The organism is Stenotrophomonas sp. FBCC-B152, assembly GCF_059134105.1.
The window spans coordinates 1,911,166-1,932,868 of sequence record NZ_CP101442.1; the positions used below are offsets into that span (position 1 = coordinate 1,911,166).

The 21,703-nt window shown below is 65.9% G+C and carries 21 protein-coding genes; 7 read left to right on the forward strand and 14 right to left on the reverse strand.

Annotation, left to right across the window (positions count from 1 at the left end):
- Position 1: 1 nt before the first annotated feature.
- From NMB40_RS08930 to NMB40_RS08950, 5 genes are all read right to left on the reverse strand, one after another.
- The gene (locus tag NMB40_RS08930) at positions 2–337 is read right to left on the reverse strand and encodes a transcriptional regulator (RefSeq protein ID WP_494360740.1); all 336 of its coding nucleotides are present in this window, start codon (positions 335–337) and stop codon (positions 2–4) included.
- A complete protein-coding gene (locus tag NMB40_RS08935; RefSeq protein WP_494360741.1) occupies positions 334–990 on the reverse strand; it encodes a hypothetical protein in 657 nt (218 codons plus the stop codon). The genes NMB40_RS08930 and NMB40_RS08935 overlap by 4 nt, the downstream gene beginning before the upstream one ends.
- Before the next feature lie 73 nt (positions 991–1,063).
- A complete protein-coding gene (locus tag NMB40_RS08940) occupies positions 1,064–1,762 on the reverse strand; it encodes a hypothetical protein (protein WP_494361059.1) in 699 nt (232 codons plus the stop codon).
- Positions 1,763–1,914: 152 nt separating this feature from the next.
- A complete protein-coding gene (locus NMB40_RS08945) occupies positions 1,915–2,187 on the reverse strand; it encodes a hypothetical protein (RefSeq protein WP_494360742.1) in 273 nt (90 codons plus the stop codon).
- 136 nt (positions 2,188–2,323) lie between these two features.
- The gene (locus tag NMB40_RS08950; protein ID WP_494360743.1) at positions 2,324–2,821 is read right to left on the reverse strand and encodes a hypothetical protein; all 498 of its coding nucleotides are present in this window, start codon (positions 2,819–2,821) and stop codon (positions 2,324–2,326) included.
- A gap of 122 nt (positions 2,822–2,943) precedes the next feature.
- Here NMB40_RS08950 and NMB40_RS08955 point away from each other — a divergent pair, with 122 nt between their 5' ends.
- From NMB40_RS08955 to NMB40_RS08965, 3 genes are all read left to right on the forward strand, one after another.
- The gene (locus tag NMB40_RS08955; RefSeq protein ID WP_494360744.1) at positions 2,944–3,987 is read left to right on the forward strand and encodes a helix-turn-helix domain-containing protein; all 1,044 of its coding nucleotides are present in this window, start codon (positions 2,944–2,946) and stop codon (positions 3,985–3,987) included.
- 93 nt (positions 3,988–4,080) lie between these two features.
- A complete protein-coding gene (locus NMB40_RS08960) occupies positions 4,081–5,274 on the forward strand; it encodes a nuclear transport factor 2 family protein (RefSeq protein WP_494360745.1) in 1,194 nt (397 codons plus the stop codon).
- Positions 5,275–5,354: 80 nt separating this feature from the next.
- Positions 5,355–5,597, forward strand: a complete 243-nt coding sequence (locus NMB40_RS08965) for a hypothetical protein (protein WP_494360746.1) — start codon at positions 5,355–5,357, stop codon at positions 5,595–5,597.
- A 19-nt stretch (positions 5,598–5,616) separates the two neighbouring features.
- Here the strand turns inward: NMB40_RS08965 and NMB40_RS08970 are convergent, their stop codons facing one another.
- Genes NMB40_RS08970 through NMB40_RS08990 form a run of 5 tightly spaced genes read right to left on the reverse strand, consistent with a single transcriptional unit; the run spans position 5,617 to position 9,401 of the window.
- Positions 5,617–6,630 (reverse strand): L,D-transpeptidase, encoded by a 1,014-nt coding sequence (locus NMB40_RS08970; protein WP_494360747.1) that lies wholly within the window; start codon positions 6,628–6,630, stop codon positions 5,617–5,619.
- Between the two features lie 21 nt (positions 6,631–6,651).
- Complete coding sequence (locus NMB40_RS08975; protein WP_494360748.1) at positions 6,652–7,020, reverse strand: nuclear transport factor 2 family protein; 369 nt, start codon at positions 7,018–7,020, stop codon at positions 6,652–6,654.
- A 25-nt stretch (positions 7,021–7,045) separates the two neighbouring features.
- The gene (locus tag NMB40_RS08980) at positions 7,046–7,732 is read right to left on the reverse strand and encodes a hypothetical protein (protein WP_494360749.1); all 687 of its coding nucleotides are present in this window, start codon (positions 7,730–7,732) and stop codon (positions 7,046–7,048) included.
- Entirely contained in the window at positions 7,729–8,583 is an 855-nt protein-coding gene (locus tag NMB40_RS08985) for an MBL fold metallo-hydrolase (RefSeq protein ID WP_494360750.1), read from the reverse strand. The genes NMB40_RS08980 and NMB40_RS08985 overlap by 4 nt, the downstream gene beginning before the upstream one ends.
- Positions 8,580–9,401 carry an MBL fold metallo-hydrolase gene (locus NMB40_RS08990; RefSeq protein ID WP_494360751.1) on the reverse strand — a complete coding sequence of 274 codons (822 nt, stop codon included), beginning with the start codon at positions 9,399–9,401 and terminating at the stop codon, positions 8,580–8,582. Before NMB40_RS08990 ends, NMB40_RS08985 begins: the two co-directional genes overlap by 4 nt.
- Positions 9,402–9,531: 130 nt before the next feature.
- Here NMB40_RS08990 and gcvA point away from each other — a divergent pair, with 130 nt between their 5' ends.
- On the forward strand, positions 9,532–10,452 hold the full coding sequence (gcvA, locus tag NMB40_RS08995) for a transcriptional regulator GcvA (RefSeq protein WP_494360752.1): 921 nt from the start codon (positions 9,532–9,534) through the stop codon (positions 10,450–10,452).
- Positions 10,453–10,511: 59 nt separating this feature from the next.
- Positions 10,512–10,757: a hypothetical protein gene (locus tag NMB40_RS09000; protein ID WP_494360753.1), complete on the forward strand. Its 246-nt coding sequence runs from the start codon at positions 10,512–10,514 to the stop codon at positions 10,755–10,757.
- Positions 10,758–11,020: 263 nt separating this feature from the next.
- Here NMB40_RS09000 and NMB40_RS09005 read toward each other — a convergent pair whose 3' ends face one another.
- From NMB40_RS09005 to NMB40_RS09020, 4 genes are all read right to left on the reverse strand, one after another.
- Complete coding sequence (locus NMB40_RS09005) at positions 11,021–11,410, reverse strand: hypothetical protein (protein ID WP_494360754.1); 390 nt, start codon at positions 11,408–11,410, stop codon at positions 11,021–11,023.
- A 65-nt stretch (positions 11,411–11,475) separates the two neighbouring features.
- Positions 11,476–11,820 carry a hypothetical protein gene (locus NMB40_RS09010; RefSeq protein WP_494360755.1) on the reverse strand — a complete coding sequence of 115 codons (345 nt, stop codon included), beginning with the start codon at positions 11,818–11,820 and terminating at the stop codon, positions 11,476–11,478.
- 141 nt (positions 11,821–11,961) lie between these two features.
- Entirely contained in the window at positions 11,962–12,399 is a 438-nt protein-coding gene (locus NMB40_RS09015) for a hypothetical protein (RefSeq protein ID WP_494360756.1), read from the reverse strand.
- A 54-nt stretch (positions 12,400–12,453) separates the two neighbouring features.
- Positions 12,454–12,642, reverse strand: a complete 189-nt coding sequence (locus tag NMB40_RS09020; RefSeq protein ID WP_494360757.1) for a hypothetical protein — start codon at positions 12,640–12,642, stop codon at positions 12,454–12,456.
- Between the two features lie 95 nt (positions 12,643–12,737).
- Between NMB40_RS09020 and NMB40_RS09025 the strand changes: the two genes are divergently transcribed.
- Entirely contained in the window at positions 12,738–21,449 is an 8,712-nt protein-coding gene (locus tag NMB40_RS09025) for a glycoside hydrolase family 94 protein (protein WP_494360758.1), read from the forward strand.
- Positions 21,446–21,697 carry a hypothetical protein gene (locus tag NMB40_RS09030; RefSeq protein WP_494360759.1) on the forward strand — a complete coding sequence of 84 codons (252 nt, stop codon included), beginning with the start codon at positions 21,446–21,448 and terminating at the stop codon, positions 21,695–21,697. Before NMB40_RS09025 ends, NMB40_RS09030 begins: the two co-directional genes overlap by 4 nt.
- Positions 21,698–21,703: the final 6 nt, after the last annotated feature.

Below are 21,703 nucleotides of genomic sequence, written 5' to 3' on the forward strand. Positions count from 1 at the left end.
GTCAGGAGTCCGTGCTGTGCGGATCGGGAATGCCTGCGACGACAGCCGCAAGCTGCGTGCGGTACTCGGCCAGCCCTTTACGACCTGCCGGCGTCAGCTGCAGGGTGGTCAACGGGCGTTTGCCTCGGAACGATTTATCGATGGCGACCAGCCCGGCCGCTTCGAGCTTGCTCAGGTGGCTGGACAGGTTGCCCTTGCTCAGCCCGCTGAGATGTTCGACGAAACCGAATTCGGCGGATTCAGCGCCTGCGAGAATCGACAGGATCAACAGGCGCGCCGGTTCGTGGATCAGGCGATCCAGCTGCAGCAGGCTGCGGGGGTCGGGAAGCTGGGTCATGGCAGCGGCTTCCGCGCGGCCACGAACGCGCGCATTTCCGTTTGCAGGCGCAGGAACCGCTGGTGGTCGCGCCACCCCACCACCACCAATGCAATGGCCGCCAGCGGAAACATCACGGTGCTGGGGCCTAACGCATAGGTCTGGCCGGTGAATGCCACCGCGGCCTGGCACAGCAGGAACACCCCCACGATGAACTCCAGCGGCGTGCGCAGCCAGCGCCAGACAATGAGCGGCAGCAGCGCTACCACCATAAGGTACCCAATCGCACGCAGGTCCCACGACAGGTTGCCCATCGGCTGCAACCGGGTCACCACGAACGCCACGATTGCTGCGCTGATGACCGCAGTAAATGCGATGAAAAACCGCTGGAAGTTGCGCTCCGTCGGCGTGACCTGCTCCTCGACCTTGCCGAATCGCTGGTAGTAACGGTGCACCATCCACTGCTTGCCCGCGAGCCATAACACGGGCACGGCGATGAGCACCCCCCGCAGCTCAATGGTGGCGGGCAAGAGGACGCCGGCAAGGAAGGAGGCCAGGCAGGCAATGCCGCCGGCGATCGCGGACATGCCGCCCGCGCTTCGCGAGTACCGTGAGTACTCGCGGGTCATTTCCTGGAAACGGCTGTAGGGATCGGTCGCAGCTGGCAATTGCATGACGCACTCCAAGGGATGGCCCTGGAGTGAGTTTGCAGTGCAAACCGGTTTGCGTCAACCGTCGGGCTGGATCCTACTTGGAGGCGCCTTTACCGCCACCCTCGTCGTGCTGAGCCGTTGCCCGGCTCTGCGCAAAGTCCGGGAACGTCTCAGCCAAGGACTGCTGGTCCGGCAGGATGTAGAACAGTCCGCCTTTCTGGAAGGTGGGCTGGATGATCCTGGTGTAGAAATCCGGATTGACGTTGATGCAGCCGTGCGTGACGCGGTTGTCGTCCGGCGATGGGGACGCCAGGCGTTCGACGCGTCGTTCGGCCGGAACGCCGGTCGCCGTGGGATGGATGGAAATGGCGCTGTCGTAGTCCACCCAGAGCACGCGCCCGGCGTCGAGCGAGTCGCCATAACCGCCGATGAAGCGACCAGCAGGGGTGGTGCGGTCGCGGCCTGGAATTTCCTTGAGCGCAAGACCCGCAATGCCCGGCGCCACATGATCGCCGACAGCGGAGCCGAACAGCCCCGGCGCTGCGCCGAGCAGCTTGCCATTGCCGTCGAACACGAAAATCTGCGCTGCGGCTTTGTCCATCACCGCGAACGGATAACCTTCTGCGTCCCTGCTCGCCTTCACCCACCCGGCAATCTGAACCACCGTGTCGGACACCGGCTGATCCGGCGGCAATTGATCGTTGGAGGAAGACGGCTGTTCAGCGGGCTGCTGCTCGGCCGGGTCCTGTGCACGGGCCAAGGCGGGGCCGGCGAACGCCAGCGTCAGCGCCAGTGCGCCACACGTGGCACGGATAGCGGGATGCATGTACATGGTTGGGGGTAATTCCTTGGAGCAACGACAGGGTAAAGCAAAGAAACCGGTGGCCAGTCAAGGCCACCGGGTCCCGGGTTCCAAACGTTCGTTACAACATGCGCTGAAAACGATCAGCCGCGCGGCTGACGCTTCGGCGGGACAGATTCAAGACGCTGCACGCGGCTTTCGATCTGATCCAGGCGCTGGTTAGCCTGCTGGGCCGACTGGTTGGCCGACTCGGCACTCTGCGCGGCGCTGTTCACCTTGGTATCAAGGGAATCGAGTCGCGAGTTGATCGTTGCAAACTCATCCTTATACGTGGCGCAGCCGCCAAGGCCCAGCGCGGCGACGAGCGCCACGCCCAGCGTACGCGTCAACACCACACTCTTCTTGTTCATGATCATTCCAGCACTCCTTCTTGGGTCTTGGGTAAATAGCGCCCCCTCTGCCGGATCAATCATTGCGCTGAACTACGTACATGGATTGTGAAGAAGCTGAATGTCTGAAACAGGTAGCTGAATGCGGGTGCGGTCTTTGCGGTCAGCCCTGCCGGGACTGAGCTGAAAGTGCATCGCACGCCGGTGTTTTCTGTGGATTGATGCTCTTCATCGCCTGGTGGACCTGGCGCTGCGCCCTGCACATGGATATCTGGACCTGCTCGGGTGTCACACGCGTGATGGTGTAGCGCACGCTTGAATTGTCGAAATCGGGGGTGGGTGCAAGCACGTAGTAGCCCCCTTCCTCGAAATCCATCACCTGCTCACTCAGGGAGTAACGCATGCCGTTGAAGTACGCGAGAAACAGCGTATTCCGCCCTGCGGGCACCTGGATTTCGTAGCCCATTCCATTGGGGCCGCGCACACCCTTTCCATTGACCTTGGATATGATCGCCCCAGGCTCACCCATGTGGTTGATTGCACTCACCACATGCGCGACAGGCACACCGGGTGGCGCAACCCGGACCATCGAATAGTCGATCTTGCATGAGGCCAGCAGGCACAGCAGCAGCGAGGTCAGTGCGCGAACGAACGACTTCATGACCATCTCTCTTCCTTGATGAGTGCCGATCCCCACCGGCCCAATGTGTGGAGCATATCGGCAAGACGCCGTGATACCAACCGGGCATACTCCGAAGCCCTGCCCCGGGTACCCAGGCCCACATGCCAGCGTCCTACCTGCTGTTCTTCTTCGCCGGCCTGGGCACCTTCAATGGCGTGGCGCTGTCCGTCTATCTGCTCTGGCGGCAACCCGTCAAGCCGGCCCAACGCTGGCTGGCGGCGCTGGTGCTGATGTTGAGCCTGCGCACCGGAAAGTCTGTGCTGTTTTATTTCTGGCCCGACATCACGAAGCTGGTGCTGCAGGTCGGGCTGACCGCCTGCTTCTTCATTGGTGTGTGTCTGATCGGTTTCGTGCGTGCGTGGCTGGATCCCGATGGCCGGCAGACCCGGCGCGACCCGGCCATTGCGTTGGGGTTGCTCGTGCTCTCCATCGGCCTTGGCGTTGCCTATCCCTATACCGAGCATGTGCGCCTGTGGGCAGGGCCGGTGTGGTTCTCGATCCAGGCGGTTTGGCTGGCTTGCATCCTGGCGTCGTCGGCGCTGTACCTGCGCGCGCCGCGCCCTACCCCCTCCACTCGGGCGGCCAACACACTGACCCGCGCCCATGTCGCGATGGTGATCACAGGTGTGGCGCTGATCTGGCTGGCTTACGCCACTGCGGGGCTGACCTCGTACATCGTGGGTGCGTTGTCCTTCTCGCTGGTGCTGTACCTGAGCATCGCCGTGTTGCTCGCCCGGCGTACGGCCCCTCCCGTCGCCGATCCCTACCGGGATCGCAGGATCTCCCCGGCGGATGCCGAGGCGGCGCTGCAGGCGCTGGAGGCGTTGATGGTCAACGAAGGCGCGTACAAGGACCCCCAGCTGACGCTGGCCAGGTTGGCCAGGCGCCTCAACATGCCGCAGGCGCGGTTGTCGCAGCTGCTCAACGACAACCTCAAGACCGCCTTCAAGCCGTACCTGGCGCGCATCCGGGTGGAGGCCGCCAAGCAGCTGCTGCGCGAACAGGCCGGGGCCTCGATGGACGATGTGGCGGAGGCCTCCGGCTTCCTGTCCACCTCCAGCTTCCACAGGACCTTCAGCAAGCTGGAAGGAACAACGCCGGCAGCGTGGAGGAAGGCCCAGTTCCGGGTAGAAGCCGTCTCCTGAAACGCGTTCGGCAACTCACCGAACATGCATTACGAGACTGATTCATAAGGGAATCCACCAGACTTCGGGACACCAACCAACGGAGTCTCGTACATGTCAGCAGCACCTTCCCGACCTGCAGTTGCCTGCGGGGCTGCCCTCCCAACGCGCCTTGTCAGGTGGTTCCTGGTCGCCTGCGTCGCCCTGCTGTGTGGCCAGATTGCCCATGCCGAGCCGGTCGCCGATCAGCGTGAGGTCGCGGCGGTCATCCAGGACTACCTGCACGGCAGTTCCTACAACCAGCCCTCCCAGCTTCGGCGCGCCTTCCACGCCGATGCGCGCCTGTACCTGAGCCAGGGCGAGGACGGCATGCGCGAGGTGGGCATCGCCCAGTACGCCGGCGGGTTCAGCAAGAACCCAGGGCAGTTCAATGGCCGTACCGGTCGCCTGCTGGGAGTCCAGGTCGAAGGCAACATCGCGACCGCCAAGGCGGAGATCCTGGTTGCAAAGGACCAGGCGCGTTACGTTGACCTGTTCCTGCTGAAGAAGCTGGAGGGCCGCTGGCTGATCATCAGCAAGACCGCCACCCGCGAAACGGCCCCCGCGCATGGGCGTCAGGTGCTGCTGGTGGTGTCCAACGTCGACACAATGCCCGGGACCCGGCTCAGCGCGGGCAACAGCTTCTCGGAGCTGATCCATGCCTATGCCGGCTTCCGTGACGCGGGTTACGGCGTGCAGTTCGTCAGCCCCGCAGGCGGTGCCGTGCCGCTGGCCTACATCGATACCCGCAACCCCGAGCACAAGACCAGGATGCATGACGCCGATTTCATGTGGGCGCTGGCCAACACGCGCCGGCCCGACGAGGTGAACCCGGCTGACTACGCCGCGCTGATGTACATCGGCGGCAGCGCGGCAATGTACGGTGTTGCGGAGAATGCCGGACTGCAGTCGCTGGCGGTACGCATCTACGAACAGCAGGGCGGCATCCTTTCGGCGGTGTGCCACGGCAGCGCGGGGCTGGTGAATCTGACGCTGTCAGATGGCTCGGCGCTGGTCGCTGGCAAGCGCGTCACCGGCTATCCAGATGCCTATGAGGACATGAGCGCGCCGTACTACAGGACCTTCCCGTTCTCGATCGAACAACGGCTGCGGCAAGGCGACGCCAAGTTCAGCCATGGCGCCCGGGGAACCTCCCACGTGGAGGCTGATGGTCGGCTCATTACCGGCATGAACTGGGAATCCACGCGTGGCGTGGTGGATGCCATCGTCCAACGGTTGGAGTCGTCCGGCGGCTCGGCATCGCCGTAATGCGAATGCGTCGTGATAGCATTGGCGGGTCGCATCATGTGCGGCCACGGAAGACCTGACGGCCAATGGATTGAAGTCTGATGAAACAACGCACCTACATCGAACTCGTGGCAGAACTCTTTGCGTTCATCAGCTTCTGCCTGGCGATGATGGCAACGGGAACCGCAGTGGTGGTCTTTTCACTCTGCACGATTGCACTGACAGGGTGGATCCCGTTCCAACGCGGTCCCAGCAACCGCTTCACGCATGCGGTGGCCATCGCACTGCCCATTGCCGCAGTGGTAAGAACGGCCGCCCACTTCCTTCCGAATCCATCGCTCTAGCGAATGGCGGGCAGCCCGCTCACAGCGCGGGCTGCTCTGCGTTGAGTACCTGCAGCGCCGGCCCGGTGGTTTCGGGGAGCACGTGCTTGTCAGTCACCAGCAACACCACGCCCGGCTGCAGGATCGGCTTGAGCGCGGCGCGGAAGCCGTCTGGCAGCAGCACCCGATGCTCATCCGCCGGGCTGAGCGCCGTACCCCCTGCTGCTTCCTCCCCCGGAATGCCCACCTCAACCCATGACGGCTCACCGGCAGCCACTTTGCTGTCGGCGACCATGTACGCGCGCGTTCCGGCCGGCGCGGCACCGTTACGGAAATCCACCCGCGAACGCCCGATCTCCTTGCCGTCACGGTAAGCGAACAGCCGGCGGTCGCTGGTGCTGAGCAGCAGCGACACCACGCCAGTGGGTGCAAGCTCCGGCTGCCAGCGGTACTGCTCCTGGGTGCCCAGCGGAACATCCAGCACTTCCTTGCCCGTGCCCGGATCCATCGGGCTGGCGACCAGTGGATGCACCAGCCCAGGATCCGACACGCCGTCTTTGGCGATCACCACCACCATGCCCATGTTGGTGGCGCCGAACAGCAGGCGCGCAAACTCGGTGGGCAGGTGCACACAACCGTGCGATTCGGGATAGCCGGGCAACCCACCCGCATGCAGCGCGATGCCATCCCAGGTGAGGCGCTCCTGGTACGGCATGGCGGCGTCGTTGTACTTGCTGGAGTGGTGGTCCTTGTCCTTCTGCAGGATGGTGAACACACCCGTGGGCGTTTCGTGACCGGGCTTGCCGGTGCTCACCGTGGATACGGCTTCCAGCAGGCCGTTGCGGTACACATAGGCGCGCTGCTCGGTGATGCTGACCACCACTGCCATCGGGCCCATCGCTTTGGAGTCTCCGCCCCACACCCACTGGCCCGGCTTGAGCGCGGCCGGTGAGGTGTCGGCGGGGCTGGAGGTAGGCGCTCCCCATGAAGGTACTGCGTGGGCCTGCCCGGATGATGTCATCAGCGCGATCAGGAGCAGGCCAAGCTTTGTCATGAGGTGCGTCCAGCGGTGGGCTCAACCCGATGGTAGCGCGATAACGGAACCTCCCAGTACCTGCCAGCCGGTCGCTGCTTTCACCCAGAGGCGGCAGTACCTGAAATGGCCAGAGAACGCGGCCCCGTCAAACGTACCTTCCAGCGCGGCCGTCACCGAGGTTACGGAGGCCTGGTCGCGCAGTGAAATCTCTACGGAGCGCCACTCCGCGCTGGTCAACTTCTGCCGCCCAGAGCGATGCAGCGCCAGGTCATCCTGTTTGCTGAAAATCTCGCCCGCAGGGCCGACGAAAATCAGGTCATCTGCGATCAGGGAATCAAGGGCCTCTACATCGCTGGTGAGCATCGCAACGCGCAGGGCTTCCTCGTGCTGCCGGATTTCAGTGTCCATGTGAACTCCATGAAAGTGGATGGCGTTACTGCTGCTCTGCTTCCGGTGCCAGCGTATGGATCACCCCGCCCTGTGCGTCCAGGAACTCGATGGCCCCGTAGCCTTCCGGGGTAACGGTCAGGCGGAGCCTGGCCCGGTCCTGCTTGTCGTTCAGCGCGATGGCCGGCGTGCCGTCGGCACCCACCACCATCTGGATCCGCGTGGGCGTCTGCACGCCGGGAATCAGGCGATTGCCCAGGCGGGGTTCGCGGATCAACGGCGGCGCCTGGTTGATCGAAAACCGTACCTCGCCATCCGGCGAGACGCGCCAGCCGATCGCATCCATGGCAGGGTGGTCCAGCGCGAGCACGGCCATGCCGCCCTCCACGTCCGCAGTACCGAAGCCACCGCGCTCACTGCCCTTGTCGTCGTACAGCACCATGCCCGCCACATTGAAGGCGCGCTTGTATTGGATGCCATCGATGATGGGCGCAGGCGTCTGGCCCGAAAGGGTCATGCGGATCACGCCCTTCTCGTCGACGATATCGATGCGGCGTGCGGTGATGCGCTCGCTGTCCGGCGCTTCCACGCTGGTCTGCGGCGATCGGCTGACGATGACCTTCTGCAGCTGCTCGACGGAGGGGCGCTTGGGGCTGTCCGGCTCCGCCGCGTGTGCGTGCAGGGCCAGGGACGATACGGCGAAGGCAATGATGATGCAGTCCAGCGTTTTCATAGGCTCCCTTCCGGCCACTGCAGCCACGTGCCCGGTTCCATGATCTGCAAAGGGACATCCCGCTCGCGTGCGGCCTGGCGAACCCTGCCAAGCGGATCGTCCACTTCGACATACTTGTCCATTCCGCGGATGCCGTAGTGAATCGGCACCAGCACCCGCGCGCCGAGGATAACCGCAGCGGCCACCGCCTGCTCGGGCGTGAGCACGCCCGGCTGCCCGCTGACCGGCTCGCGCCAGCCGAACCGCGCGCCATTGATGGGAAGGAACGCGGCATCGAACGGGCCGAACTGGCAGCCGATGCGCCACCAGTGGCCATGCCACTGGGTATCGCCGCCGTGGAAAATGCGCCGCCCGCCGGCCGAGACAACCCTCGAAACCTGCGTATCCCCGTAACCATCCGACGCAGGCACCGGCGTGGCGGTGAAGTCGCCCAGCAGCTGAGGCTCCCACAGTGCACTGGGGCGGGCACGTGCGCCCTGCGGCCACGGTGAGGGCTGCAGGCCTGCCGGATACGCCAACACGCCGCCGCTCCTCAGCGCGGCCGCTACTGCCGTCCCATCGAAGTGGTCCGAATGGGTGTGGGTGACCAGTACGTGGGTTTCGCCCACGGTGTCGTCCACCGGCACCAACCGGTCGGGAAGCGCCCTGCCCCACGCCTCCGGGCTGACCAGCGGATCGATCAACAGCGTGCTGTCGGGAAGATGCAGGCGGACTCCCGCCCATGCCAGCCGCTGGGCGCGCAGTGTTCGCGGTACTGCGGCAGCTGCCAGCACCCCGAAAGGAAGCAGCGTCGCCGCCGCCGTGCCCGCGCAGCCCACAAGGAAGCGCCTGCGGTGATTGAAGCCATTCATGCCGCCTGCTCCCTTGCCGCCAGAACAGCGTCCAGCGCGAAGATCGATTGGGTCTCGATCACATCGAGATTGTGGCCATGCCATGTCCGCTCGAAGGCGGTCGGCACCACGCCTGGGGCAATGCAGTCTTCCAGCCGGATGTTCGATATCAGCGGCGCCATTTCAACCGGCGTGGCGGTCAACCGGATGTCCACCACGATCTCCTGCATGCGGCGCAGGTAAAGCAGCGCGTTGTCGAGTACAGGCGCGTCGAACACGCCCATGTGGCCGCCTACCACCCTGCTCCGCCCGAACTGCTGGATACGGCCAATGGCCGCCCGCTGCAGCGCCGGGTCCGCGCGGGAGAGGTAGACGATGTTGCCCACGATGTTGTCACCCACGCAGACAAGATCGGCGGTGGGCACATCCACGCTGAAGTGGTCCATGGTCTTGCCGGGGTTGTGCAGGAAGCGCAGCTGGTGCCGGCCCCAGCGCAGCGCCATGTTGTCGAACACGATGTTCGGCTCCCGGTAGAGCGCCGGCACGGGCCGGTTCTGGGAAAGAAACGCCTGGCGGTGATGCCGGTGCGCCAAGGTAAGTGCATCGGGAAACAGCGACATGCCGGCAATGTGGTCGCTCATGAAATGGGTGGCAGCGATCAGATGGACCGTCTTCCCCATCTCTCCGCACAGGACTTCCTTCAGCCGGGCGGCATCGGCCCCGCTGCCCAGTGCGTCGACCAGCAGCACCCGGTCGCCATCCACAAAGGCGGTGGCAACCGATTCGACCTCATCGCCTACGAACATCACCACATCTGGAGCCAGTTCCTGGATTCGCATTACGGACACCCCGTTGGCAGGATGGGCATCGTGGCCAACCCGCCGGGGCGCGACAAACGAGTTGTTTTGCACGTCGCGTTAGAAAATCTAATGCGATACGATGCGGACGACCCCGCTCCCAAAGGCGCCCGTGAAAGCCCGCCCCTCCGCCCCGCTCAATGCCCTGCGTACGTTTGAAGCGGCGGCACGCCAACTGAGCTTCAACGCGGCGGCCAGTGAGTTGTTCGTCACCCCGGCGGCTGTCAGCCACCAGGTGAAGCATCTGGAGGAGCACCTTGGCGTAAACCTGTTCCACCGCAACCACCGCTCGGTGACGTTGACGCCGGAAGGCGCCGAACTGGCTGCAACAGTCGGCGAGCTGTTGGGGCAGCTGGACCTGGCGTTGGACCGTGCCCGTAACCGGGCGCCGGCCGTACTGCGGGTGACCACCATGGAATCGTTCGCGGCGAAGTGGCTGGTGCCACGCCTGCACCGGTTCCAGCAGGCATTTCCGGATGTGCGGGTGCGGATCGACACCAGCGACGAGCACGCGGACTTTCTGCGTGGAGGATTTGATGTGGGCATCCGCTATGGACCGGGTACCTATACCGGCGTGAGCGCCGAGCGGTTGATGGAAGCACGCGTGTTCCCGGTGTGTTCGCCCACCTTGCTGGGCGCCAACCCGCACGGATTGGAACACCCTGACGATCTGCGCCACTACACACTGCTGCACGATGAGGGCGCGACAGGCCGCCTGGGGGTTCCTGCGTGGTCGGATTGGTTGGCGGCAGCAGGTGCGACGAACGTGAACCCCGGTTCGGGGCCTGTCTTCGCCAGCATCTACCTTGCCCAGGAAGCCGCAGTTTCAGGCCACGGTGTTGCGTTGGGCCTCGCGCCCCTGGTGGACGACGACCTTCGGCAAGGCAGGCTGGTGAGGCCGCTTGGCGTGGGCCTGGAGAATGCTTATGCTTTCTGGCTGATCCGCCGTGACGTTTCCCAACAGCGCCCCGAGGTGGAGGCGTTCTGCCACTGGCTGCGGCAGGAGCAGCAGCTCTCCGGGGCCCCATGTTGAACCTGCGGTTGGCGCAGCGGTGGGAGCGGCTGGGGAACCGGGATGCGGAGCTGGGCGTGATGTTGCTGTTCGCCCTGTTGGCCGCCCTGTTCGTCTGGGGCGCCTACGCCGTTGCCTATCCGGAATACGGCTGTGTCCGGATGGGCAAAGGCAATAGCGGACCGCTGGAGTGCGACACGCAGCGGCTGTTCAACTACGGCGTTGTGCTGCTGTCGATCGGGGTTCTCAGTACCAGCCCCATTTTTTACATCCTCTGGGGCTGGATGAGGGACATGGCGCGACCGTTGACGCTGAAAGAGGACTAGCCCGCCGACACCCTGCAGGCAGGCACGACGGCTGGCGCCGGACTCATGTAAGTGACATTACCCGCGCAGACCTGGTAAGCGAAGGAAACGCTGGCAAGCCCAGCATCCGGTACGCGTGCCGTGTGCATGACCTCCCCCTTGGACGACAGCAGCCTGATGCGGGCCCCATCTGGACTGGCGGAGTTCCCGGGGGTCGTCAGCTCCAGGTTGAAGCCGCTGGAGAGTTGAAGGGACATGGCGCGACCGTTGACGCTGAAAGAGGACTAGCCCGCCGACACCCTGCAGGCAGGCACGACGGCTGGCGCCGGGCTCATGTAAGTGACATTACCCGCGCAGACCTGGTAAGCGAAGGAAACGCTGGCAAGCCCAGCATCCGGTACGCGTGCCGTGTGCATGACCTCCCCCTTGGACGACAGCAGCCTGATGCGGGCCCCATCTGGACTGGCGGAGTTCCCGGGGGTCGTCAGCTCCAGGTTGAAGCCGCTGGAGAGTTGAACGGTTGCGGCCTGCTGGGATGGCAGTTGCAGATCCAGTGCAACAGGCGGCAAGGCGTCCTGCTGCACTACGCCCGAGAACTGCACTGATGCGGGTGTGGCAGCTGATACGGAAAGAGATGCGCAGCAAAGCGAGAGAACAGCGGCTACAGCCTTCATCATTCACCTCCGATGTGTGGGATTACCATGTCCGGGCCTAGGCTGATACCAAGCGGCACAGATACTCAAATCAGCTCCAGCTTGTCCAGTAGAACACCGATTGCAGCGACGATAACAAGCGCAATGTACAGCCAGGGACGGGCGCCCTCTTCCACCGAATGCGGTTTGGCGGGTCGCAGCAAGCGCCACCACCCCACGCAGACAAAGACGAACGGAATGCCGAGAAGGCCAACCAAGATGGGGTCGAACGTCACTTGACCCATCGGGAGGCCCATCGCGACCAGGGTAAGCAGGCCCGCCATCAAAGATGTGATGACGACCAGAGCACCCCATGGCGAGCCACGGGAAACGCTTACGCCCTTCTCGAGAACGATTGCCATCCCCATGAGGAATGGCCAGGCAAAACTCATCGTCCAGAATGCCGCTGGCACTCGCGTTGGATCAAGTCCGAGCAATCGCAGGAGTATGAGGGCCACTAGAGTGACCAACCCCGTCCTGAAGAGGATGCTTTTGAAGGGTCTCATCTACCCGGCCGCACGTGGTGGGTTAGGTCAGCCATTGAGGCTGGCCAAGGCAAAGAAAAACGCCACGGCACCCGCACCGAGAATCCCATAGGTCACCCATAGGGGGCTGCCTTGGCCAAGTGCGAATGCAACATAGGCTTCTTTGACGTTGCGGCCAGATAGAAGGGAAACGACGGCGAGCGCAAGGAGCGGCAGCACCGATGCCAGTCCGAACCCCAAGAGCAACGGTCGCCAGTCTGTGTTGTCGAAGCCACCCATGGGGTAAAGCGCGATTCCGGAGCAGAGACCAATGAAGAACAGCACGTTGGCCGTCCAGATTGCCGGACGGTGTCGACGCAGCAGATATGCGCGTGACCAACCTTTGTAATGCGAAGGCAGTCTCCGGGCCCATCGGCTGGTCAACCAGGTCGCGATGATCCCGCCAATCACCCCGCTGATGGCGGGGCGAATCGAATCGAACTCCATTGCCTGCCCACTCCTTGGTCCTGACTTCCAGCATCATGCCAGAGAGGCGCACGCCTACCTACCCGTCATCTTCAATGCAGCTTCGGGCTGGTCGAGCGCGCCCTCGCCCTTCGGGAACTGGCTGTCACGGAAGTACTCCGGCCACAGGCCAATGCGGAACGGGTTGAACCACATCTGCTCGTCCGCCACCGGCTTCAGCGTGGACTCGACCATGCTTCGGCCGGCATAGCGCAGGAGCGGCAAATGACTAATGCATGGGACGCATATATGACCTTCACGGTGTCCTCGGCCCCCCAAATGCAAGGATGCAAGGCGCAACCTGCCTCCCACGGTACCCTATGCCCCACCTTCGTCGTCTTTTCGGCCGTTGGCTTCGCCTGCGGCGGCTTGTTCGTTGGCGCTGGCGTGAGCGGCAGGCCTCTGCCCCGGCCATTGAAGCCACCGAGGGCCCGCTGCGGGCCGCGCTGTACAGCGTTGAACAGATGGAGGTCTACGGCCGCGCGCTCGCGCGCCAGCATCGCGTGCGGATGCGACCCAGCCCGGAGCGCCTGCTCGAGCGCCTGCAGGCCAACGAACGTGTCCTTCAGGACGCCAACACCCTGCTCAGCAGTGTGGTGCGTGAACAGCGCCCGGTCACCCCGGCCGGTGAATGGCTGCTCGACAACTACTACCTGGTCGAAGAACAGATCCAGACCGCGCGGCGCCACCTCCCGCGTGGCTACAGCCGGCAGTTGCCGTCGCTTGCCACCGGCCCTTCGGCCGGGTTGCCACGCGTATATGAGCTTTCGATGCAGGCCATCGCGCACGGCGATGGACGCATCGACGGCGATACGCTGGGCCGCTTCATCGCCTCCTATCAGTCCCTCGCGCCGCTGAGCCTGGGCGAACTGTGGGCCGTTCCCATCATGCTGCGCCTGGCATTGCTGGAGAACCTGCGGCGCATGGCCGCACGGGTCATGCGCGATGGGGAAGATCGGCGCCTGGCCTCGGAATGGGCGGACAACCTGAATCTCGCGGCGTCCGATACGCCTACCGATGTGGTGCTGGTGGTGGCCGACATGGCGCGCTCCGAGCCGCCGTTGACCGGCGCATTCATCGCCGAGCTGACCCGTTCACTGCAGGGTCGCGGCGGCGCGTGGGCCATGCCCATCGCCTGGCTGGAACAATGGGCAGCGGCATCCGGGCAGCGTATCGAGGAACTGGTGGCCGCCGAGGGGCAGCAGCAGGCGTCCGACCAGGTGTCCATCAGCAACAGCATCGGCAGCCTGCGCTTCCTGTCCACCATGGATTGGCGCACCTTTGTTGAAGACATGAGCGTGGTCGAACAGCGGCTGCGCGAAGACCCCATGGCCGTCTACCCGCAGATGGATTTCGGCACCCGCGACGCCTATCGCCACGTGGTGGAGAAGATCGCCCGCGGCAGCCGCATCGCCGAGGAACGCGTTGCCACCATCGCGCTGGACCTGGCCCGGGCCGCCACACCGCCCGACGGCCCCCGCACGCACGTGGGCTACTGGCTGGTCGGCGAAGGCCTGCACACCACCGTTGACGCGGTGGCCGAAGCAGCACCGCGCCACCGCAAGGCGCGGCGACTGGCCCACCGCGTGCCGCTTGCGCTGTACCTGCTGCCGATTACCCTGTTGGCGGTGCTGGCCACCTGGGGCCTGCTGGCCACCGGCAGTGGCGAGGTTCCCACCTGGCTGGCTGCCCTGCTCGGGCTGCTGGTGTTCAGTGAGCTGGGCATCGTGCTGGTCAACTGGACCGCGACCGTGCTGGTCGCCCCCAAGCCGCTGCCCAAGCTGGATTTCAGCGAAGGTATTCCGGACGCCTGCGCCACCGTGGTGGCGGTACCGTCGATGCTGTCCAGCACCGACGGCATCGACGTCCTGGTCGAAGCGCTGGAAGTCCGCTTCCTGGCCAACCGCGATCCCCAGCTGCGCTTCGTGCTGCTGACGGATTTCCTCGACGCCCCAGAAGCGCAGTTGCCGACCGACGACGCCCTGCTTGCGCACGCCGTGCAGCGCATCGAGGGCTTGAACCAGCGCTACGCGTCCGAGCGCGGCGACCGCTTCTACCTGCTGCACCGCCCCAGGCAATGGAACCCCAGTGAAGGGGTGTGGATGGGGCACGAGCGCAAGCGCGGCAAGCTGGCCGCGCTCAATGCCCTGCTCCGCCATGGCGATGGAAGCGCGTTCATGCGCATCGTAGGTGACGCGGCGGTCCTGCTCGGCGTGCGCTATGTCATCACCCTGGATTCGGACACGCAGCTCCCGCGCGATGCGGCGCGTGCGTTCGTCGCCACCTTGGCCCACCCACTCAACCGGCCGCGCTTCGATCCCGCGCTGCAGCGCGTGGTGGAGGGCTACGGCATCCTGCAACCCAGCGTCGGCACCAGCCTGGGCCGCCGCCGTACCTCGCGCTTTGCGCGGATGTTCGGCAGCGAGCCCGGCATCGATCCGTATACCCGCATGGTCTCGGACGTCTACCAGGACCTGTTCGACGAAGGTTCGTTCGTGGGCAAGGGCATCTATGACGTGGAAGCCTTCGAGCATGCGCTGGAGGGCCGCCTGCCAGAGAACCGCATCCTCAGCCACGACCTGCTGGAAGGCTGCTATGCCCGCGCGGGCCTGGTCAGCGATGTGCGCCTGTACGAGGACTACCCCGAACGCTACGCCGCCGACGCCAAGCGTCGTGCGCGCTGGATCCGTGGCGATTGGCAGCTGTTGCCCTGGTTGTTGCCGTGGACCCCGCGCCCGGGTTCCGGCTGGGAACGCAACCGGCTCAGCCTGCTGTCGCGTGGCAAGCTGCTGGACAACCTGCGCCGCAGCCTGGTGCCCATCGCCGCGCTGGTCCTGCTGGTGGCGGGTTGGCTGTACGCCGACAACCCGGCTGCATGGACCGCATGGGTACTGGCGCTGTGGTTCGCACCGCCGCTGATCGGCATGCTTCGCGATGCCCTGAGCGTGCCGGACGACACGCCGCTGGAAGCGCATTACATCAAGGTCGGGCGCGGCACGCTGCAGTCGTTGCTGCGCGCCGCCACGCAGATTGCCTGCCTGCCCTACGAAGCACTGTTGGCCGGGGGCGCGGTACTGCGCACGCTCTGGCGCATGGCCATTACGCGCCGCCACCTGCTGCAGTGGAACCCCTCCAGCGAAGTCGAGCGCCGCCTGGGCGGCGACCGTGGCGCGGAATGGCGGGTGATGGCGCCGGGGTCGCTGCTGGCGCTCGCGCTGGTGGCGGTGGTGGCCGTGCTGCGCCCGCAGGCGCTGCCGCTCGCCCTGCCGTTCCTGTTGGCGTGGACGTTCGCGCCCGGGTTGATGGCGTGGCTGGGTCGGCCGCCGGCCGCGATCGTGGCCGAGCTTTCCGATACCCAGCGGGCGTTCCTTGGCCGGTTGGCGCGGCGCACCTGGTCGTTCTTCCAGGCCTGGGTGCGCGAGCAGGATCACTGGCTGCCGCCGGACAACATCCAGGAGCATCCGGCACTGGTGGTGGCGCGACGCACCTCGCCGACCAACATCGGGCTGTCCCTGCTGGCCAATCTGTCTGCATGGGACTTCGGCTATCTGCAGCAGGGCGCGGTCGCCGAACGCACCGCATTGGCGTTCGGCACGCTGGACCAGCTGCCGCGCCACCGCGGCCACTTCCTGAACTGGTACGACACCGAAACCCTGGCGCCGCTGCCGCCGCGCTATGTCTCCACCGTGGACAGCGGCAACCTCGCCGGCCACCTGCTTACGCTGCGCCAAGGGCTGCTCGCACTGGTGGACGCACCGGTGCTGGCGCCGCACACCTTCGATGGCCTGGCCGATACCCTCGGCGTGCTGGACGAGGAGCGGCAGCGCCTTCACCCCGGCGACGCGTCACTGGGCGAAGCGCTCAGCCACCTTCGCCAGCGGCTGGTGGCAACGCGGGCGGACCTCCCGCGCGGTGCCGCCGAAGCGCTCGCCCGCCTGCAGGAGCTGGCCGGCCTGGCCGACGCCGTGCTGGCGCAATGGCCGGCGCCGGCATCGCCTCAGGACGGTGACCTGCACTGGCCGGCCCTGTTCGCTGCCGAATGCCATGCCGCCTGTGCGGCGCTCGCCGGGATCCCGGTCGATGCCAGCGCGGACGCTGATGCACCCGTACCCACCCTGCGCCAGCTGGCCGACCTGCCCGGCACGGCCGGTGCGGACGCACGCACGCGCATCGCGCAGCTGGAGGACCTGGCGCACCGCGCCGGGCAGTTCTCGCTGATGGAATACGGGTTCCTGTTCTACCGCTCCCGCAAGCTGCTCTCCATCGGCTACAACGTCGACGACCACCGCCTCGACAACAGCTTCTACGACCTGCTGGCCTCCGAAGCGCGGTTGTGCGCCTTCGTGGCCATCGCCCAGGGCGAGCTCACGCAGGAGAGCTGGTTCGCGCTCGGCCGCCTGCTTACCGAGGTCAACGGCACGCCGACGCTGCTGTCGTGGAGTGGCTCGATGTTCGAGTACCTCATGCCGCAGCTGGTTATGCCGAGCTATCCGGACACCCTGCTCGACCAGACCGCGCGGCATGCGGTGGAAGCGCAGATCGTCTACGGCCGCAGCCTCAACCTGCCGTGGGGCGTGTCCGAGTCCGGCTACAACGCCGTCGATGCCCGCCTGAACTACCAGTACCGCGCGTTCGGCGTGCCGGGGTTGGGGCTGAAGCGCGGCCTGGGGCAGGATCGGGTCATCGCACCCTATGCCAGCATGATGGCGCTGATGGTGGCGCCGGAAGCGGCCTGCCAGAACCTTCAGGCGCTCGAAGGATTGGGCTTCGCCGGTCGCTTCGGCATGTACGAGGCGATCGACTACACCCCCGCGCGCGTCCCACCGGGGCACGACCACGTGCTGCTGCGTTCGTTCATGGCCCACCACCAGGGCATGGGCCTGCTGTCGCTGGACTACCTGCTTCGTGACCAGCCCATGCAGCGCCGCTTCGTGGCCGATGTCGAGTTCCAGGCCACCCTGTTGCTGCTGCAGGAGCGCATTCCGCGCGTCGGCGTGTTCCATCCGCATGAAGTCGAATCGCTGGGCGAGCACGCCGCCACCGCCCAGGACGAAACGTCCCTGCGCGTGCTGCGCAAGCCCGGCGGCCCGCGCCCGGAAGTGCAGCTGCTGTCCAACGGCCGCTACCACGGCATGCTTACCCATGCCGGCGGCGGCTACAGCCGCCACGGCGACCTCTCGCTCACCCGCTGGCGCGAGGACGGCACCACCGATGCCTGGGGCACGTTCTGCTACCTGCGCGACGTGGACAGCGGCGACTTCTGGTCGGCCGCCTACCAGCCCACCTGCGTGCCGATGGACAACTACGAGGCCATCTTCTCCGACGCCAAGGCCGAATTCCGCGGCGCGCTTCACGGTTGCGAGAGCCACCTGCAGGTGGCCATCTCCGCCGAGGACGACATCGAACTCCGGCGCCTGCGGCTGACCAACCGCAGCCGTCGCACGCGCACCGTGGAAATCACCACCTATGCCGAAGTGGTACTGGCACCGGCGGCCGCCGACGATGCGCACCCGGCCTTCAGCAACCTGTTCGTGCAGAGCGAGATCCTGGCCGCCAAGCAGGCCGTGCTGTGCACGCGCCGGCCGCGTTCGCACGACGAAGTGCCACCGTGGATGTTCCATCTGGTGGCGGTGCACGACGCCGACGTGGCGGCGATCTCCTACGAAACCGACCGGGCGCGCTTCCTGGGGCGTGGCAACACGCCGCGCACCCCGCAGGCATTGACCACCGTTACCGACCTCTCCGGCAGCGACGGTTCGGTGCTCGACCCGATCGTGGCCATCCGCGTGCGGGTGGTGCTGGAGCCCGAGCAGACCGTGCAGCTGGACATGGTGTATGGCATCGGCGCCGACCGCCCCGGTTGCGAGGCCCTGCTGGACAAGTATCGTGACCGCCGCCTGGCCGACCGCGTGTTCGACCTGGCCTGGACGCACAGCCAGGTGGTGCGCCGCCAGATCAACGCCACCCAGGCCGAGGCGCAGCTCTATGAGCGGCTGGCCAGCCACGTGCTGTATGCCGGTCCCTTGCTGCGTGCAGGGGCGAGCGTGCTGCAGCAGAACCAGCGTGGACAATCCGGGCTGTGGGGCCATGCCATCTCGGGCGACCTGCCCATCGTGCTGCTCAAGGTCACCGACGCGGAGAACGTGGAGCTGGTCCGGCAGCTGGTGCAGGCCCATGCCTACTGGCGCCAGAAGGGTCTCAACACCGACCTGGTGATCTGGAACGACAGCAAGGCCGGCTACCGGCAGGAGCTGCAGGACCAGATTCTGGGCATGGTGGCCGCCAGTTCGGAAACCGGCCTGCTCGACCGCCCCGGCGGCATTTTCGTGCGGCCGGTGCAGAACATGACCCACGAGGACCGCATCCTGCTGCAGGCGGTGGCACGTGCGGTGATCAGCGACGAAGACGGCACGCTGGTTGCGCAGGTGGGGCGCCAAGCTTCCCCCGCGAAACGGATTCCGGCCTTTGTTCCGCAGGCGGTTCAGGAAGAACTGGAACTCTCGATGGAGGAGACGCCGGGGCTGCCGGTCATCCCCGACCCGAGCGTTGAGCCCGGCCTGCCCCCGGCCCCCGCACATGACGAGGACGTGGACGATCCGTGGCCGTTCCTGCCCTACCGCGGCGCCGGCCAGTTCGACAACGGCACCGGCAGCTTCAGCGACGACGGCCGCGAATACGTGGTGGTCCTGCGCGAGGGTGCACCCACACCGGCGCCGTGGGCCAACGTAATCGCCAATGCGCGCCTGGGCACGGTGGTCAGCGAAAGTGCGCCGGGCTACACCTGGTTCGAGAATGCGCACGAGTTCCGCCTGACGCCCTGGTTGAATGACCCGGTGTCCGACACCGGTGGCGAGGCCTTCTATGTGCGCGACGAGGACACCGGCCGGGTCTGGTCGCCGATGCCGCTGCCGCGTCGTGGCACCGGGGCGTACCGTACGCGTCACGGATTCGGCTACACGGTGTACGAACACTTCGAGGACGGCATCGTCAGCGAGTTGTGGGTATTCGTCGACGTCGACGCACCGCTGAAGTACTCGGTCCTGCGGTTGCACAACCTGTCGGGTAAGCCAAGGCGGCTGTCGGCCATCGGGTACGTGGAATGGGTGATGGGTGACCTGCGCGCGAAGTCGCGCATGCACGTGGTCACCGAACGCGACCCGCAGACCGGCGCGCTGCTGGCGCGCAACACCTACAGCACCGATTTCGGCGGCCGCATGGCCTTCTTCGATACCGATGCCGAAGGCTGTGGCTGGACCTGCGACCGCCTGGAGTTCATTGGCCGCAACGGCGGCCTGCATGCACCCGCAGCCTTGCGCCGCGAACGTCTGGGCGGGCGCTCCGGCGCGGGCCTGGATCCCTGCGCGGCGCTGCAGGTGCCGCTGGAACTGGCGCCGGGCGAGCGCAGTGAAACCACGTTCCGCCTGGGCGCGGGCCGCGACCGCGACGAAACGCTTGCGTTGGTACGCGGACGGCAAGGCGCCCACGAGGCCAACGACGCGCTGGATGCCGTGCGCATCCACTGGCGCCACGTGCTGGCCAGCGTGCAGGTGCGCACCCCGGATCCGGCGCTGGACGCGCTGGCCAACGGCTGGCTGGTCTACCAGACGCTGGGCAGCCGCTATCTGGCACGCAGTGGCTACTACCAGTCCGGCGGTGCGTTCGGCTTCCGTGACCAGCTGCAGGACGTGCTCGCGCTCATTCACGCCCGCCCGGACCTGGCCCGCGAACACCTGCTGCTCTGCGCCGCGCACCAGTTCGCCGAAGGCGATGTGATGCACTGGTGGCACCCGCCACAGGGTCGCGGCGTGCGCACCCGCTGCTCGGACGACTATCTCTGGTTGCCCCAGGGCGCCTGCCGCTACCTGGAGGTCACCGGCGACGCCACCGTGCTGGACGAGATTGTCGGCTTCATCGAAGGCCGCGCGGTGACGCTGGAAGAGGAAAGCTACTACGACATGCCGACCCCTTCGGCACTGCGCGGGACGCTGTATGCGCATTGCGTGCTGGCGCTGGAGCGCGGTTGCCGGTTGCTCGGCGAGCGCGGCATTCCGCTGATGGGCAGCGGCGACTGGAACGACGGCATGAACCGCGTCGGTGACCAGCAGCGCGGTGAAAGCGTGTGGCTGGGTTTCTTCCTGCATGACACGCTTCGCCGGTTCATCGGGCTGGCCAATGCGCGTGGCGATGAACACCGTGCGCACTGGTGCCAGGAGCAGGCCGACACCCTGCGCCAGAACCTGGAACAGCATGCCTGGGACGGCGAATGGTATCGCCGTGCGTGGTTCGACAACGGCACCCCGTTGGGATCGAAACAGAGCGAGGAATGCCGTATCGATTCGATCTCCCAGAGCTGGTCGGTACTGTCCGGCGTGGCCGCGCCCGAGCGTGCCCAGCAGGCACTGGATTCGCTGTACACGCATCTGGTGCGAAAGGACGCCCAGCTGATCCAGCTGCTCGATCCGCCTTTCGACAAGACCTCGGAAGACCCCGGCTACATTCGGGGTTACGTACCGGGCGTACGCGAGAATGGAGGCCAGTACACCCACGCGGCGGTATGGGCGGCCATGGCCTTTGCACATCAGGGCGATGCGACGCGCGCGTGGGAGTTGGCCGGCATGATCAACCCCCTCAACCACGCGCTGGACGCGGAGGCTGTCCAGACCTACCGCGTCGAACCCTATGTCTTGGCGGCCGATGTCTACGCGGTAGCACCGCACGTGGGCCGAGGCGGCTGGACCTGGTACACCGGTTCGGCCGGCTGGATGTATCGCCTGCTGGTGGAATCCCTGCTCGGCATCCGCCGCCAGGGCGACCGGCTGTCGCTTGAACCGTGCCTGCCCGATCACTGGCCGTCGTTCGAACTGAGCTACCGCTTCGGTCGCAGCCGCTACGAGTTCGTGGTGACCCGCACTGCGCGCGGGCAGCCCACCCTGCATGTGGATGACGTGCTGCAGCCGGACCTGACCGTCCAGCTCCGCGACGACGGTCACCACTACCGCGTGGCACTCAACCTGGAGGCGCCGCCGGGATGACCGTGCGCCCCGAGATACAGGCCCGGCTGGACGCGCTGGACGAGATGCTGGCGCACTGGTTGGCGCACACGCGCCATCCGGCGCAGTTCTGGCCGCAGTTTGAGCTCTTGGCTGCGGAGATTCTGGACCAGTGCGCGGACAACGAGAGGAACCAGGTGCGCGCGCGGATCAAAACCATGCTCAAGAGCCACGCGCTGGAGCTTCCGCCGTGGCATGAACGGGGCGATAGCCCGTCGGCTGAAGAGTGACGCGCC